Genomic DNA, 15,797 nt, shown 5'->3' with positions numbered 1-15,797 from the left:
TTGTTCACAGACTTATCCACAGGTTGTGCTGCGGCTAACCGTCGCGTTCCGCGAGAATGAGCAGGTTGCGCGGGGTCAGTGGGTAATCGCAGAACAGGCCCAGGCGCACGTCATAGCCTTGTTCTTCGAGGAACAGGGCGCGATCGAGTACCAGCCACAGCTCCAGTGGCCGACGGAACAGGTTGCGTACGCGCTCCAGGTTCCGAACCTCGGCCAGGCGTTGCCAGCCCGCAGCTTCCAACATTGCCCAGTCCGGGTTGCCGCTCACTGGCAATTGCTTCAGTTCAGCCAAGTCACGGCAGTATTGCTCGAAGGGCTTCTCCAGCCAGGCCACCGGCAGGGAAGGCGTCGGCAGGTATTCATCGCTCTGGCGCTGCTGGCGTTGCAGCAGGTCGAAGCCCAGGCGCCGGGCCATCGAGGTGTCGCGCTGGCGCCGCACGCGGGCGCCGGCAGTGACGGTTTCGCTCAAGGGCAGGCCCAGGTCGTCCAGCGACAGCTGCAGGCTCGACGCCTGCGCGGCTGTGGATAACGCCTGGTACTGCTGCGCCGCGATGCGGTTGTAGCAGCAGGGGGCTATGGCCAGTTGTCGGCAACCTTGCTGGCTGGCCAGTTGCATCAGGCGTACATGCAGATCGCCACAGGCATGCAGGGCAACCACGCTTTTACCGTCAGCCAGGTGGCGAGCGCTGTCGCTGGCCATCACATCCTGATGTACGTGCTGTGCTTGCAAGTGGTGGTGTGCACTCAGGGCCTGACCGGCAGCGACCAGTTCGGCGTCGTACTCCAGGCAGGTCAGGTGTTGCCCAGGTTGCAGCAGGCGACGGCCGAGGTGGCCTTTGCCAGAACACCAGTCCAGCCAGTGCCGGGGCTGCTCGCGGAAGGCCAGGTGGCTGGCGAAGGCTTCGATCTGCTGCCATTTGCGGCCGGGGACGGCGACGTCCAGGCGGTGGGCGGCAGGCGGTAGACTGGTTTGCGCAAGGCTGCCGAGCGTGGCGAGTTGTCGGGCTTGCTCGGTCAGTTGCGGGAATGGGGCAGGCAAGCGGTCAGCGGCGCTGTCGGCTTCGGCGTCTTCCAGGGAACATTGGCGCAGGTGGGCGGCAAGCGCTGGGTGGGTGGTTTCCCAAGGCAGTTGCAGGGTGGTGAAGGGGCGGGGTTTCCACAGCTGTTGGTGCTCGATCAGGAACTGGTCGAGGGCCTGGAAGCGGGTGCTTAGGTGGTGGCTGTGGAGGGGGCTGGGCATGGGGATGTGTGTTGGGGTTGAGGGCCTGTTCGCGGGTAAACCCGCTCCTACGAAGGTTCAGCATAGGCCTGTTGTAGGAGCGGGCGTGCCCGCGAAGATGGCTAGGAGATGTCAGCGGCCTTGGCAGGCATCCACGCGCAACCAGCGCTCCAGCAGCTTGAAGCCTTGCACCAGCATGAACGAGATCACCAGGTAGAACACGCCTGCAGCGAAGAAGATTTCCACCGGCAGGTAGGTGCGGGCGATGATGGTACGGGCCATGCCGGTCAGCTCCAGCAGGGTCACGGTACTGGCCAGGGCACTGGCCTTGAGCATCAGGATCACTTCGTTGCTGTACGCCGGCAGGCCGATGCGTGCGGCGCGTGGCAGCATGATGTAGAACAGCGCCTTGCCCCGCGACATGCCCAGCGCCCGCGCCGCCTCGATCTCACCTTTGGGGATCGACTGCAGTGCGCCGCGCAGGATCTCGGCAATGTAGGCGGCGGTGTGCAGGGTCATGGTCAGCACCGTGCACCAGAACGGGTCGCGCAGGTAGGGCCACAGCGAGCTGGAGCGCACCGCATCGAACTGCGCCAGGCCGTAGTAGACCAGGAACAACTGCACCAGCAGCGGCGTGCCGCGGAAGAAGAAGATGTAGCTGAACGGCACGGCGCGCACGTACCAGTGGCGCGAGGAACGGGCGATGCCCAGCGGGATGGCCAGGATCAACCCGGCAACCACGGCAATGGCCACCAGTTCCAGGGTCAGGACCGCACCCTCGGCCAGGCGTGGCAGCCATTTGAAGATGACTTCCCAATTCATTGTTCAGCCCTCGCAAAGCCGCGAGCGGCGCGTTTTTCCATGAAATGCATACCGGTCATGGCAATGACGGTCAGGCCCAGGTAGATGCAGGCTGCAACCATGTAGAAGGTGAACGGCTCTTTGGTCACGGTCACGCCGATTTGTGCGTGGCGCATGATTTCTTCCAGGCCGATTACCGACACCAGGGCGGTGTCCTTCATCAGGATCATGAACAGGTTGCCAAGGCCGGGCAGGGCGATGCGCCACATCTGCGGCAGGATGATCCGCGAGAGGATGCGGGCCTTGGACAGGCCTAGCGCCAGGCCAGCTTCACGGTGGCCTTTGGGGATCGCCAGGATGGCGCCACGGAACACTTCGGTGGCGTAGGCGCCAAAGCACAGGCCCAGGGCGATGACGCCCGCAGCGAAGGCGCTGAGCTCCAGGCCCGGCATGTTCAGGGCTTCGCCGAGGCTGCTCATGAGCCCGACGGTACCGAAATAGATAAGCAGCACCCAGAGCAGTTCGGGCACGCCGCGCACCAGGGTCGAGTAGAAGCCGCCAAGCCATTGCAGCGGCTTGAGCGGAGAGGTCTTGGCCAGGGCGCCGAGCAGGCCCAGGACCAGCCCCAGCAGCAAGGCGCAAAGCGCCAGTTTTACGGTCATCAGGGTGCCGGCCATCATGGCCGGACCGAATCCGTGCAGGTCGATATTCATGGGCAGGTCATTTTAGGGACTGGCGCGCCGCAAGGGCGCGCCGGTCAGGGCGGATCATTCGATGCTGAACGGGAAGTACTTGTCGTTGATTTTCTTGTACGTACCGTCGGCTTTGATTTCTGCCAGGGCTTTGTTCAGGTCGTCGCGCAGCTTGGTGTCACCTTTGCGCACGGCAATGCCGATCTTGTCGCTGTCCATCACCGGCTCGCCCTTGAACTCGAAGTTCGAGCCGTCTTTGCTTTTCAGCCACTCGTACTGCACGTACTTGTCGGCGAGGATGCCGTCGATACGACCGGAAACCAGGTCAAGGTAGGCGTTTTCCTGGGTGTCGTAGAGTTTGACATCGACATCCGGGTAGTTGTCTTCAAGGTAGGTGCCGGCCAGGGTGGCGCGCTGGGTGCCGATGACCTTGCCCTTAAGCGACGCTTTGTCGGTCTTGAAGTCGACGTTTTTCGGCGCGATGAACTGCAGCTTGTTGGAGTAGTACGGATCGGTGAAGTCCACAGCCTGCTTGCGTTCGTCGGTGATCGACAGCGACGACACCAGGAAGTCGAACTTCTTGGCGTTCAGGGCCGGGATGATGCCGTCCCAGTCGGAGGTAACGACCGAGCACTCGACTTTCATCTTGGCGCACAGGGCGTCGCCGATGTCTTTGTCGAAGCCAACCACGTTACCGCTGGCATCCTTGTTGTTGAACGGTGGGTAGGCGGCTTCGATGCCCATGCGCAGTTTTTCTGCGGCCATGGCGTTTGCCGACATCACCAGCGTGGCAGCAGCTGCCAGGAGAAACTTCTTGTAGGTGTGCATGTATTGCTCCGTTAGCGGTGGCTGGACATGAATTGCTTGCAACGCGCCGAGGTCGGGTTTTCGAAGACCTGCTGCGGCGATCCCTGCTCTTCGACCAAGCCCTGGTGCAGGAAGACGACTTCACTGGACACATGGCGGGCAAAGCTCATCTCGTGCGTCACCAGCAGCATGGTACGGCCTTCTTCGGCCAATGCGCGGATAACGTTAAGCACTTCCTGGACCATTTCCGGATCGAGGGCCGAAGTGGGCTCGTCGAACAGGATGACCTTGGGCTTCATGGCCAGGGTACGGGCAATGGCGGCGCGCTGTTGCTGGCCACCGGAAAGCTGGGCGGGGTAGCTGTGGCGTTTGTCGTAGATGCCGACCTTGTTCAGCAGCGCTTCGGCGGCTTCGATGGCCTCGGCCTTGCTTTGGCCGAGCACGCGGCGTGGCGCCTCGATGATGTTGTCGAGGATCGACATGTGTGGCCACAGGTTGAAATTCTGGAAGACAAAGCCGATTTCGCTGCGCAGGCGATTGATCTGGCGGTTGTCGGCAGCGATCAGGTCGCCATTCTTGGAGGCCTTGAGCTTGAGGGCTTCGCCGGCGACCAGGATTTCGCCCTGGTGCGGGTTCTCGAGCAGGTTGATGCAGCGCAGCAGGGTGGACTTGCCGGAGCCGGACGACCCCAGGATGGAGATCACGTCACCGTCGCGAGCGGTCAGCGAAATGCCCTTGAGAATTTCCTGCTCGCCGTAGCGTTTGTGCAAATTGCGGATTTCCAGCGCGGGCGTGGCCTGAGCCATGTGCGGTCCTCATGTGTTCGGGTGCGTTCCCAGCTGTTGGCGGCCTTCCTGGCGTGCGCCAAGCTAGCATAGCGGCATTATGACGGCCAACAGGGTCGCCGGGGACTGGGGGCACTGGTGGGGCAGTTTGTCGCATCGCTACAGCGTAACGTCGCGCAGATGTCCGCGAAGGTGTCGCCCAGCACCAGAGCCTTGATGAAAAAAGGCGCGATGGTGCCAGCTTTGGCCGGCTCATGGAAGCTGTTTTGGCCCATTGGAGGGGTAAACCCGACCTTTTGGCCGTAGGAACGGGTTATCCCGCGAATGCCTCTTTGAGATCATGAGGTTGTACCCATGGGTTGCACTTTTTGTATTGCGCTGGTGCAAAGGTGTTACCGAGGAGCACCTTTGGTGCGTTTGTAAGTGGGTATTTCAGTAATCCGCTGATTTGATGCCCTTTCGGTCAGGCATTGGCCGAAAGCCCTCCAAGCCCTCTCCTGAAAGGCCTGTAGAATTTTCTGACGAATGCATTTAGCACCTGGCGCGTTTATTGCCAGCAGGAAACCGCCGATTGCAGCGACGCCTAGGTCAACCCCTGGCGCGCTCTGTATTCGCAGTCGGCGTGGTCCACTCCTTACAAAGGTAGTTTCAATGAGCGGTAACAATTCCAATGACCTCGCTCAGGGGCTCAAGCAACGGCATGTGACCATGCTGTCCATCGCTGGCGTCATCGGTGCAGGCCTGTTCGTAGGCTCCGGCCACGCCATCGCAGCTGCCGGCCCTGCCGTGCTGCTGGCTTACGCTGCCGCCGGTACGCTGGTCGTGCTGGTGATGCGTATGCTGGGTGAAATGGCAGTCGCCTCGCCTGACACTGGTTCGTTCTCTACGTATGCCGACCGCGCCATCGGGCGCTGGGCCGGTTTCACCATTGGCTGGCTGTACTGGTGGTTCTGGGTGCTGGTGATTCCGCTGGAGGCCAACGCCGCCGCGGCCATTCTGCATGCCTGGTTCCCGGCGGTTGACCTGTGGGCGTTCTCCCTCATCATTACCCTGGCACTGACGCTTACCAACCTGTGCAGTGTGAAGAACTACGGTGAGTTCGAATTCTGGTTTGCCCTGCTCAAGGTGCTGGCGATCATCGGCTTCATCGCCGTGGGCTGTGCTGCCTTGTTCGGCTTTGTTCCGAACAGCCAGGTGAGCGGTGCCAGCCACCTGTTCGATACCCAGGGCTTCATGCCCAACGGCCTGGGCGCAGTGCTGGCAGCCATGCTGACCACGATGTTCTCGTTCATGGGTACTGAAATCGTCACCATTGCCGCTGCCGAGTCGAAGGACCCGGGCAAGCAGATCAGCCGTGCCACCAACTCGGTAATCTGGCGTATCTGCCTGTTCTACCTGGTGTCGATCTTCCTGGTTGTGGCCCTGGTGCCGTGGAACGACCCGGCCCTGGCCGAGGCTGGCTCTTACCAGACCGTGCTGAGCCGTATCGGTGTGCCGAATGCCAAGTTGATCGTCGACATCGTCGTGCTGATTGCCGTGACCAGCTGCCTGAACTCGGCGCTGTACACGTCTTCGCGCATGTTGTTCTCGCTGAGCAAGCGTGGCGACGCCCCGGCCATCGCCCAGCGCACCACCAAGGCGGCGACCCCGCATGTGGCGGTACTGCTGTCCACCGCAGCGGCATTCCTTTGCGTGTTCGCCAACTTCGTGGCACCGGCCCAGGTATTCGAGTTCCTGCTGGCCAGCTCTGGCGCCATTGCGCTGCTGGTGTACCTGGTGATCGCCGTGTCGCAACTGCGCATGCGCGCCCAGCGTGAAGCCCGTGGCGAAAAGATTACCTTCAAGATGTGGCTGTTCCCGGGGCTGACCTGGGCGACCATTGCATTCATCGTTGCCATTCTTGTGGTAATGGCGCTGCGTGAGGATCATCGTGTAGAGATCATTGCGACTGCGCTGCTGAGTATTGCTGTGGTGGCGGCTGGCTTGCTGGTGCACCGCAAGCGCGAGGCTGCCGGGCGGGCGGCGCTGGACAGCTGATCTGCGCTGGCTGAAATGAAAAGGCCGCGCCCAGTGAAGGGTGCGGCCTTTTTTGCCTGTACCGGCCCTTTCGCGGGCAAGCCCGCAGGTTCACCACAGGCCCGTAGGAGCGGGTTTACCCGCGAAAGGGCCGGGGCGGCTGGCCAATTTCCTTGGCTAATCACCGTTGCAGCCGCCATCGTATTCGCGGGTAAACCCGCTCCTTCAGGGGGCGCAACAGGTTACATGGCCCTGTCAGCCAAACTGCTTCTGCTGTTGCTGCTGTCTGGCCACGAGTTCGGAAGCGGCGATATAGGCTTCCTGGAACTCATCACTCTCCAGCCAGGCCATGGTGGTCTCTTCGTCAGCGCCGTCCAGCCATTTGCGGTAGGCGTTGAACACCAGCACGATGTAGTCGGTAGCGTGTTCTTCCTTGTGTCCCTTGAGCACCAGGGCGAGCAGCGGATCTACCAGGAACACCGAGATCATTGGCACCAGGCCGCCTTCCTGGGCTTCCTTCATCTTGTTGAACATCGCGTCGTAGCTGCCCGACTCCATGGCCTTGTTGTACACCTGCTCGACGCTTGCGCTGTCGCCGGCGCTGGCCTTGACCGCTTGGCCGCTGCGTACCATGCGGTTCTGCTTGGCCTTGCTGGCGGCGCGCTTGGCGCGTTTCTGTTGCTTGGTAGGGGTGGCCATGGGCAAATCCTTGGGTGTGTCTGAAAGTGCGCGTATTGAAGCGCAATTGCCCGATAAACCCAAGCAGTGCTCCCGGGCGCTGCCGCTTGAGATGTCTGTGGGATACATATCCAGATTATGCGAACCGTGGGCCCTGCGTAGCTTCTCTCCCGCTGCCAGCCATGCTGGCTGGCAGCCTGTCACCGCGCCAATTCGGCGTCTGTGAGTGATGCGCACGTTTGCGCTACAAAGGAGGAGTCATGAAGCACTTTTATCTGGTCACCCTGTACGGCTACACGGACGATGGCAGGGTTTACTATCCAACCGGTTTCGCCGGTTGCGACGAACAGAGGATTACAAAGGCTGACATCGCTGCTGTCATCGAAAAAGGCAAGCAACACGGCCACCTTCGGTTGCACAGCATCTCCTACCTCGGGCACATGACCGAGGATGCATTCGAGCATCTTCGTTCCATGTCGGACGAGTAAGGTTCGACCCGCAGTCTGCTTATGGCTGCGGGTTTCTCGATTGCATGGCGAGCCTTCAGGTTGCGTTGTGAAATCGGGTGTTCTTCGAAGCCGCGTGAAGTTAAAAAATCACAGGCAACAAAAAACCCGCACTAGGCGGGTTTCTTGTTGTCGCTTCGGGTAACTTTGCAACCACCAGAAGCTTGAAGGTGGTGCCCAGAGACGGAGTCGAACCGCCGACACGAGGATTTTCAATCCTCTGCTCTACCGACTGAGCTATCTGGGCGACGAGGTGAATTAAATAGATTTCCGGACCGCTCGTCAACGACTTTTTGAAAAAATTTTAAATTAATTCCGTCGCTTACGATTTTTGGGGTCATTCGGCCGGTGGAACGTAGCCTTCGGCCTGGGCGTATTCTTCGCCGGCGAAAAACTTGTCCATTTCGGCCTGGAGGAATTTGCGGTCCTCGGCGTTCATCATGTTCAGGCGCTTTTCGTTGATCAGCATGGTCTGGTGCTTCTGCCAGTCGGCCCAGGCTTTCTGCGAGATGTGTTCGAAGATGTCCTGGCCCTTGGCGCCGGGGTAGGGCGGGCGTTCCAGGCCGGGTAGTTCTTCTTGGTACTTGCGGCACATCACGGTGCGAGTCATCGGGCGTCTCCTGCAATCAGTTCGTCGGTCGCGCGTTCAAGCAGCTTTTTCACCGGGGCGGCGAGGCCCAGACGCGGCGGGGTGGCGAGGTTATACCAGAGCCAGTCGGCCTCGGCCACGTGCTCGCCGACCGGGTCGACGCGTACTAGCCAGGGTTCGATTGCCAGCTGGAAGTGGCTGAAGGTATGGGTCAGGCCGTCCATGGCGTGGCGGCCAGCCAGGCGCAGGCCATGCTGGTAGGCCAGGTCGTCGAGTTGGGCGATGTCGTCCAGTTCCGGGAGGCTCCACAAACCACCCCACAGGCCGCTGGAAGGACGGCGGTAAAGCAGGATGGCGCCTTCGTGGTTGGCCAGCAGTGGCATCAGTGTGCGCCGTTGCGGTAACGCCTTGCGCGGTTTGGGCTCGGGGTAGCGGGTTTCTTCGCCGTGCAGGTGCGCTTCGCAGCCGCGCTGCAACGGGCAGATCAGGCAGCTGGGCTTGCTGCGCGTGCACAGCGTGGCGCCCATGTCCATCATCGCCTGGGTGTAGTGGTTGGCGCGTTGTTGCGGGGTGAAACGCTCGGCGGTGGCCCATAGCTGGTTGGCAACTTTGGGTTCGCCGGGGTAGCCGGCCTGGGCGGTGTAGCGTGCCAGCACGCGCTTGACGTTGCCGTCGAGGATCGGTGCGCGGATGCCCATGCTGATGCTGGCGATCGCGCCGGCAGTCGAGCGGCCGATGCCGGGCAGCTCGGTAAGCTGCTCGACACTGCGCGGGAATTCGCCGCCATGTTGCTCGACGACGACCTTGGCGGCTTTTTGCAGGTTGCGTGCGCGGGTGTAGTAGCCCAGGCCCGTCCACAGGTGCAGCACTTCGTCCTCCGGTGCCTCGGCCAGGGCTTGCACGGTTGGCAGGGCCTGCATGAAGCGGTCGAAGTAGTTGAGCACGGTGCTGACCTGAGTCTGCTGCAACATGATTTCCGACACCCACACGCGGTACGGCGTGATGCCCTGTTGCCAGGGCAGGTCGTGCCGGCCGTGCTCGTCATACCAGTCCAGCACAGCGCTGGAGAACTGCTCGGGGCTCATCGGTTGAACAGCCCCTTGAGCGCGTCTTTCAGTTCCGGGCTCACTTTGTCTCCAAGTTTTTCATCAAGTTTTTCATCGATCTTGTCTTTCAGGCGGTTGCCGGCCAGCTTGGCGGCAACCTTGCCCAGGCCGTTCTGGTCCAGGCGGCAGGCCTTCGCGCCGAGTTCCAGCGGGCCACGGCAGCGCAGGGGCACTTCAACACCCACATAACGTTCGTTGACCTGGCAAGCCGGGTCCGGCATGGCACGCTGGTCGCCTTCGACGATTACGCCGATGTTGTAGTCCATGCCCAGCACGCGCAGGTCGAGGTCACCATGGCCGTTGACGGTCAGGCCTGGGATGCGCGCCTTGAGGTCCGGGTTGCTGGCGACGCCATTGCGCACCACCAGGCTGCCGCGCAGTTCCTGGAACGGGGTGTCCTTGCCACGTGGCTCGCTGCTCAGCGTCTTGCGATTGAGCGTGGCGATGGCCTGGCACAGCTGCTGTTCCAGGTTGGCATTGACCAGCACGCCGTCGTTGATGGTGAAGTTTGCGCTGCCGTTCAGGGTGTCGACCAGTGCCTTCTGGCTGTTACCGGTGGCTGTCATGTCACTGGTCAGGGTCAGCAGGCCCTTGACCGGTGGTGTCTGTTCCTTGCCTTCGGTCTTGATGAAGTGCTCCACCGGCACCCGCTGGATGTTGGTGCTCACACCCAGCTGTGGCACGGCAGGGCGTACGTCGACCGTGCCCTTGGCTTCGAAGGTGCCGTTGTACAGCTCTCCGCGCAGGGTTTGCAGGGTCAGCAGGCCGCCTTGGCCAACGGCCTTGAGCTGGGCGCCTTCGATCGGCAGCTTGTCCAGGGTCAACGAGCCGAAGGCCAGGTCAGCCTGCAGGTCGAGGGCGCGCAGCCGGTCGATCGGCAGCAGTTTGTCGTCGCTCCAGGCCACTTGCGTTGGGGCGTTGGGCAGTGGTGTGGTGCCGGCACTGGCTACGGCGCTGGCCTCTTGTTGCTTGACCTCGGCCTGGCGCGCAGCGGTGGCGCCCTTGGCCTCTTCGCTCTTGGCCGGCAGGTAGCGGTCGGCGTCGAAGGTGTCGCCCTTAAGCTGCAGGCGCAGGGCTTGTTTGGCGAAATCTTCGACGGCCACGCGGCCGCTGAAGGTGCTGTCGTCCAGCTTCACTGCCAGGTCTTCCAGGGCCAGGCTGCTGGGCGTGCCCTGCAGGCGAGTGACCAACTCCAGCTTGGCGAAGGCGGCCGGATCGTTGGTGGCCGGCAGCGGGCGACCAATGCTTTCAAGGAAGGCGCGCAGGTTGAACTGGGCGATGGACAGGCCGCCGCTCAGCTGGGGTGCCTTGTCCAGATCGCGCAGGTTCAGCTCCCCGAGGGCGCGCAGTTGGTTGGCCGAGACTTTCAGGCCGTTCCACGAGGCGACATTGGCGGCCAGGTCGACCAGCAATTGGCCTTGGGCGGCGAAGGTCACGGTCTTGCCGCCGGTAGGCTCCCCCGAGGTTTCGCCCGACAGGCGCATGTCTTCGAAGTTGTAGCGCTTGAGTTTGCGGTCGAAGCGCAATTCGCCGGCCAACTCGGTACGGGCCTTGATGCTCGGCTGGCTGGCGCTGATGAAGGCACTGGCCTTGAGCGGGATGTTTGCGCCTTCATGGATCGGGCCGGTGCTCAGCTGGATGCTTTCGGCGCTGTAGCTGTGGCCGGTCTTGGCATCGGTGTACTGCACGCGGGCGTTGTTCACGGTCAGGCTGTCGATGTCCAGCTTGATGGCGCGGTCGTTGCTTTCGGCGGTCGCAGGCTTCTGCTCGGCAGGAGCCTGTGCGGATGCATCGGTGCTTGCGCCGTTCTGCGCGGGCAGCGGCTTGCCGATGTCTTCCCAGTTGCCATGGCCCTGTTCGTCACGCGTCAGGGTCAGGTTCAGGCCTTCGACACGTACGTCGCTCATTTGCACTTCGCGGCGCAGCAGCGGCAGCACACGGACCGAAAGCCCAAGCATCTGCAGGTCGGCGAACGGCTCCTTGGGGTTGTTCAAGGTAGCGATGCTGGCTTCGTGCAGCTCCAGGCCCAGCCATGGGAACAGGCTCCAGCCGATGTCACCGTTGAGGGTCAGTTCGATGTGAGCCTTGTCGCGTGCCAGCTGGCGAATCTCGTCTTTGTAGTCGTTGGGATCAAAGAGGTGGGTCAGGGCGAAGCCCAGCGCCACGATGATCAGCAGTAACCCGAGAAGCCCCAGTCCCAGGATTTTGCCGAACGCTTTCATGGGCGAGTCCTTTTAGTCCGTTAGTGAGTTCAGGCGGCAGAGTATAACGCTGTAGCGGTTACCCCTGCTTGTACGACTAGAGATGTAGGAAATTCCTACGCCTGTATCAGATCGTACGGCTTTCGACAGCCTAGTATTGAGCGGGTGCCGGGAACATGACCGTTTCAGTCAGGCAAAATTGAACGATGGCAGATTGCTTTCATGCTGCTTGATGCTGCTACCCTTGCGCCGCTTCGCGAGCACCCTCCCAATAACAAGGATCAGATCCATGACCAGTACTGTCGCGACGGGAACCTCGGCCAGTGCGCCAGGCTTTCTGTCGAAGGAACGCATAATCGCCCGCCCAGGCTTCAACCGCTGGCTGGTTCCGCCAGCCGCCCTGGCCATTCATCTGTGCATCGGTATGGCCTACGGCTTTTCGGTATTCTGGCTGCCTTTGTCGCAAGCCCTTGGGATCACCGCCCCCGTCGCCTGTGCGGCAGACATGGGCTTCATGGCCCGAATGTTCAGCGCCGAATGCGACTGGCCAATCTCGATGCTGAGCTGGATCTACACCCTGTTCTTCGTATTCCTCGGCTGCTCGGCGGCGGTGCTGGGCGGTTGGCTGGAGCACGCCGGCCCGCGCAAGGCTGGCCTGGTCTCGGCCTTGTGCTGGTGCGGTGGCATGCTGCTTTCGGCGATAGGTGTGAAAACCCATCAGCTGTGGCTGATGTGGCTTGGCTCCGGCGTAATCGGCGGTATCGGCCTGGGCCTGGGCTACATCTCGCCGGTATCGACCTTGATCAAGTGGTTCCCGGACAAACGCGGCATGGCCACCGGTATGGCGATCATGGGCTTCGGCGGCGGGGCCATGGTAGGGGCGCCGCTGGCCACCGCGCTTATGGGGCATTTTGGCAATGAGCACGAAGTTGGCGTATGGCAGAGTTTTGTCGCCATGGCGGCGATCTACTTCGTGTTCATGACCGCTGGCGCACTGGCGTATCGCGTACCTCCGACCGGCTGGAAGCCTGAAGGTTGGGCTGCACCGTTGAAGAATGCCAGTAACGCCATGGTCACCGACCGCCACGTGCACGTCAGTGTGGCCTGGAAGACTCCGCAGTTCGCACTGATCTGGCTGGTGCTGTGCCTGAACGTGTCGGCGGGCATCGGCATTATCGGTATGGCTTCGCCGCTGCTGCAGGAAGTGTTCGCCGGTAAATTACTGGGCAACGAACTGACCTTCAGCCAGCTGAGCACTGCGCAGTTGGCGCAAATTGCCGCGATCGCCGCCGGCTTTACCGGCCTGCTGAGCCTGTTCAACATTGGCGGCCGGTTCTTCTGGGCATCGTTCTCCGACTACATAGGCCGCAAGAACACCTACTTTGCCTTCTTCGCCTTGGGTGTGGGCTTGTACAGCCTGGTGCCGAACATGGGGCACCTGGGCAACGTGGCACTTTTCGTGGCCGCGTTCTGCATCATTCTGTCGATGTATGGCGGTGGCTTTGCAACGGTGCCGGCCTACCTGGCTGACCTGTTCGGCACGCAGATGGTGGGTGCCATCCATGGTCGCCTGCTGACCGCTTGGGCGGCAGCGGGGGTGCTGGGGCCGGTGCTGATCACCTACCTGCGCGAGTATCAACTGGCGGCAGGTGTGGAGCGGGCAGCGGCTTATGACATGACCTTGTACATTCTCGCGGGTCTGCTGGTGCTGGGCTTTATCTGCAACATGCTGGTGCGCCCGGTGGCCGACAAGCACTTCATGAGTGATGCCGAACTGGCGGCCGAGCGCGCGTTGAGCCATGACAAGGGCGCCGATGGGGCGCGGTCGCTGGAGTGGAAAGCGGCGCCAGGCAGCCTGCCACTGGTGCTGCTGGCTTGGGCGGTGGTGGTTGTGCCGTTGGCCTGGGGTGTCTGGGTGACCTTGCAAAAGACCGCTGTGCTGTTCCATTGATCAGCAGGGGCGCGCGTTGCGCCCCTTTCGCAGATGCAGGAGCGGGCCGTTGTGGTTGTATAGACCTGTAGCGGTATCCAGTCCGCATAAATCCTGGCTTTGCCATATGTCATCCGCGTTTCAAGCTGGCGCGTTCTGGGCCTATAATGAACCCCTTTTCGCCCAATGATTTTGCGGAGCTGGTGATGGTTGAACGTAAGGCTTCCGTCGAGCGCAATACCCTGGAAACCCAGGTCAAGTGCTCGATCAACCTCGATGGCAGTGGCAAGGCCCGATTCGATATCGGTGTGCCCTTCCTTGAACACATGCTGGACCAGATCGCCCGCCATGGGCTGATCGATCTGGATATCGAGTGCAAGGGTGACACGCATATCGACGATCACCATACCGTCGAAGACGTCGGCATCACCCTGGGCATGGCATTCGCCCAAGCCATCGGTGACAAGAAAGGTATCTTCCGCTACGGCCACGCCTACGTGCCGCTGGACGAAGCGCTGTCACGCGTGGTCATCGACTTCTCTGGCCGCCCAGGCCTGCAGATGCATGTGCCGTATACCCGTGCCAGCGTTGGCGGCTTCGATGTCGACCTGTTCCAGGAGTTTTTCCAGGGCTTCGTCAACCACGCCCTGGTAACCCTGCACATCGACAACCTGCGTGGTCACAACACCCACCACCAGATCGAAACCGTATTCAAGGCTTTCGGCCGCGCCCTGCGCATGGCCATCACCCTCGACGAGCGTATGGCCGGGCAGATGCCTTCCACCAAAGGGTGCCTGTAAATGCAAACGGTAGCCGTAATCGACTATGGCATGGGTAACCTGCACTCGGTGGCCAAGGCACTTGAGCACGTAGGTGCCGGTAAAGTGCTGGTTACCAGCGATGCCTCAGTGATCCGCGAAGCCGACCGTGTGGTGTTCCCGGGCGTGGGCGCGATTCGCGACTGCATGGCCGAGATCCGCCGCCTGGGCTTCGACAGCCTGGTGCGCGAAGTCAGCCAGGACCGCCCGTTCCTCGGCATCTGCGTCGGTATGCAGGCGCTGCTCGAGCACAGTGAGGAAAACACCGGCGTCGACTGCATCGGCCTGTTCCCTGGCCAGGTGCGTTTTTTCGGCAAAGACCTGCAAGAAGACGGCGAGCACCTTAAGGTGCCGCACATGGGCTGGAACGAAGTCGCCCAGACCATCGACCACCCGCTGTGGCACGACATCCCTGACCGCGCACGTTTTTACTTCGTGCACAGCTACTACATCAATGCCGGCAAACCGGGCCAGGTGGTGGGGCGCGGTCACTATGGCGTCGACTTTGCCGCAGCGCTGGCCGACGGTTCGCGTTTTGCCGTGCAGTTCCACCCGGAGAAGAGCCATACCCATGGCCTGCAGCTGCTGCAGAACTTCATTGCCTGGGACGGACGCTGGTAAATGAGCAGGTCGAAGACCAAGGCCCCGAGCATCACCCTTGCCCCCGAGCAGGAGCGCGAAGCGCTCGACACCTTGAAGCGCTTCCTCGAAGACCGCTTCGAACTGCAGTTGGGGTCATTCGAGGTGGCCGAGGTCCTCGAGCTGTTCAGCAAAGAGATTGCACCCCATTACTACAACAGGGCGATTGCCGATGTTCAGCTGCACCTCAAGGAGCGGTTCGAGAGCATCGAAAGCGACCTGTGGGCACTCGAGAAGCCCTGAAACCCAACAAATAGACAGGTTCCCAAGATGCTGATTATCCCCGCTATCGATCTGAAGGACGGTGCTTGCGTGCGCCTGCGCCAGGGCCGCATGGAAGACTCTACGGTATTTTCCGACGACCCGGTGAGCATGGCTGCCAAGTGGGTCGAGGGTGGTTGCCGCCGCCTGCACCTGGTCGACCTCAACGGCGCCTTCGAAGGCCAGCCGGTCAATGGTGAAGTGGTTACCGCCATCGCCAAACGCTACCCGAACCTGCCGATCCAGATCGGCGGCGGTATCCGTTCGCTGGAAACCATCGAACACTACGTCAAGGCTGGCGTCAGCTACGTGATCATCGGCACCAAGGCCGTCAAGCAGCCCGAGTTCGTCGCTGAAGCGTGCAAAGCCTTCCCGGGCAAGGTCATCGTCGGCCTGGACGCCAAGGACGGCTTCGTCGCCACCGACGGTTGGGCCGAAGTCAGCTCGGTGCAGGTCATCGACCTGGCCAAGCGTTTCGAGGCCGATGGCGTCTCGGCGATCGTCTACACCGACATCGCCAAGGACGGCATGATGCAGGGCTGCAACGTGCCCTTCACCAAGGCACTGGCTGAAGCCACCCGTATCCCGGTGATCGCCTCGGGTGGCATTCACAACCTGGGCGACATCAAGGCCCTGCTGGACGCCAAGGCCCCGGGCATCATCGGCGCCATCACTGGCCGTGCCATCTACGAAGGCACCCTGGATGTCGCTGAGGCCCAGGCCTTCTGTGACAACTACCAAGGCTGAGG

16 protein-coding genes and 1 tRNA gene are annotated in these 15,797 nt (G+C 61.7%); 7 read left to right on the top strand and 10 right to left on the bottom strand.

All coding sequences use genetic code 11. From position 1 onward, the window contains the following. Positions 1-34: 34 nt before the first annotated feature. From ACYCCG_RS15655 to ACYCCG_RS15635, 5 genes are all read right to left on the bottom strand, one after another. On the bottom strand, positions 35-1,240 hold the full coding sequence (locus tag ACYCCG_RS15655; RefSeq protein ID WP_459671051.1) for an adenovirus L4-33K/L4-22K family protein: 1,206 nt from the start codon (positions 1,238-1,240) through the stop codon (positions 35-37). 111 nt (positions 1,241-1,351) lie between these two features. After that, the gene (locus ACYCCG_RS15650) at positions 1,352-2,041 is read right to left on the bottom strand and encodes an ABC transporter permease (protein WP_014589362.1); all 690 of its coding nucleotides are present in this window, start codon (positions 2,039-2,041) and stop codon (positions 1,352-1,354) included. Next, a complete protein-coding gene (locus tag ACYCCG_RS15645) occupies positions 2,038-2,733 on the bottom strand; it encodes an ABC transporter permease (RefSeq protein WP_103443351.1) in 696 nt (231 codons plus the stop codon). The genes ACYCCG_RS15650 and ACYCCG_RS15645 overlap by 4 nt, the downstream gene beginning before the upstream one ends. A 54-nt stretch (positions 2,734-2,787) precedes the next feature. Beyond that, positions 2,788-3,540, bottom strand: coding sequence for an ABC transporter substrate-binding protein (locus tag ACYCCG_RS15640; protein WP_176683587.1), 753 nt, complete (start codon positions 3,538-3,540; stop codon positions 2,788-2,790). 11 nt (positions 3,541-3,551) lie between these two features. Then, positions 3,552-4,325 carry an ABC transporter ATP-binding protein gene (locus tag ACYCCG_RS15635; protein ID WP_176683586.1) on the bottom strand — a complete coding sequence of 258 codons (774 nt, stop codon included), beginning with the start codon at positions 4,323-4,325 and terminating at the stop codon, positions 3,552-3,554. A 630-nt stretch (positions 4,326-4,955) separates the two neighbouring features. Between ACYCCG_RS15635 and gabP the strand changes: the two genes are divergently transcribed. Then, a complete protein-coding gene (gabP, locus tag ACYCCG_RS15630) occupies positions 4,956-6,341 on the top strand; it encodes a GABA permease (RefSeq protein ID WP_209968700.1) in 1,386 nt (461 codons plus the stop codon). 234 nt (positions 6,342-6,575) lie between these two features. On the opposite strand, the gene ACYCCG_RS15625 is transcribed toward gabP, so the two are convergent. Continuing rightward, on the bottom strand, positions 6,576-7,019 hold the full coding sequence (locus tag ACYCCG_RS15625; RefSeq protein ID WP_209968696.1) for a hypothetical protein: 444 nt from the start codon (positions 7,017-7,019) through the stop codon (positions 6,576-6,578). A gap of 239 nt (positions 7,020-7,258) precedes the next feature. On the opposite strand from ACYCCG_RS15625, the gene ACYCCG_RS15620 reads away from it, so the two are divergent. Beyond that, positions 7,259-7,486 carry a hypothetical protein gene (locus tag ACYCCG_RS15620; protein ID WP_176683584.1) on the top strand — a complete coding sequence of 76 codons (228 nt, stop codon included), beginning with the start codon at positions 7,259-7,261 and terminating at the stop codon, positions 7,484-7,486. Positions 7,487-7,675: 189 nt separating this feature from the next. Here ACYCCG_RS15620 and ACYCCG_RS15615 read toward each other — a convergent pair. The 4 genes from ACYCCG_RS15615 to ACYCCG_RS15600 form a co-directional block, all read right to left on the bottom strand. Continuing rightward, positions 7,676-7,751 (bottom strand) — tRNA-Phe (locus tag ACYCCG_RS15615). Between the two features lie 90 nt (positions 7,752-7,841). Continuing rightward, the gene (locus ACYCCG_RS15610; protein ID WP_003255742.1) at positions 7,842-8,114 is read right to left on the bottom strand and encodes an oxidative damage protection protein; all 273 of its coding nucleotides are present in this window, start codon (positions 8,112-8,114) and stop codon (positions 7,842-7,844) included. After that, complete coding sequence (gene mutY, locus ACYCCG_RS15605) at positions 8,111-9,178, bottom strand: A/G-specific adenine glycosylase (protein ID WP_064615102.1); 1,068 nt, start codon at positions 9,176-9,178, stop codon at positions 8,111-8,113. The genes ACYCCG_RS15610 and mutY overlap by 4 nt, the downstream gene beginning before the upstream one ends. Next, entirely contained in the window at positions 9,175-11,421 is a 2,247-nt protein-coding gene (locus ACYCCG_RS15600; RefSeq protein ID WP_339443460.1) for an AsmA family protein, read from the bottom strand. The genes mutY and ACYCCG_RS15600 overlap by 4 nt, the downstream gene beginning before the upstream one ends. Before the next feature lie 268 nt (positions 11,422-11,689). Between ACYCCG_RS15600 and ACYCCG_RS15595 the strand changes: the two genes are divergently transcribed. From ACYCCG_RS15595 to hisA, 5 genes are all read left to right on the top strand, one after another. Continuing rightward, positions 11,690-13,351, top strand: a complete 1,662-nt coding sequence (locus tag ACYCCG_RS15595; RefSeq protein ID WP_021782632.1) for an OFA family MFS transporter — start codon at positions 11,690-11,692, stop codon at positions 13,349-13,351. Between the two features lie 185 nt (positions 13,352-13,536). Further along, complete coding sequence (gene hisB, locus ACYCCG_RS15590; RefSeq protein WP_003255736.1) at positions 13,537-14,130, top strand: imidazoleglycerol-phosphate dehydratase HisB; 594 nt, start codon at positions 13,537-13,539, stop codon at positions 14,128-14,130. Beyond that, entirely contained in the window at positions 14,131-14,769 is a 639-nt protein-coding gene (gene hisH / locus ACYCCG_RS15585) for an imidazole glycerol phosphate synthase subunit HisH (protein ID WP_176683582.1), read from the top strand. It abuts the gene before it with no gap. Next, positions 14,770-15,030, top strand: coding sequence for a DUF2164 domain-containing protein (locus tag ACYCCG_RS15580; RefSeq protein ID WP_021782634.1), 261 nt, complete (start codon positions 14,770-14,772; stop codon positions 15,028-15,030). Positions 15,031-15,057: 27 nt separating this feature from the next. Then, entirely contained in the window at positions 15,058-15,795 is a 738-nt protein-coding gene (hisA, locus tag ACYCCG_RS15575) for a 1-(5-phosphoribosyl)-5-[(5-phosphoribosylamino)methylideneamino]imidazole-4-carboxamide isomerase (protein ID WP_003255731.1), read from the top strand. Positions 15,796-15,797 lie beyond the last annotated feature (2 nt).

The sequence above is a fragment of the Pseudomonas sp. VEM90 genome, assembly GCF_054611535.1.
This window is presented reverse-complemented; position numbering and strand designations above follow the sequence as displayed.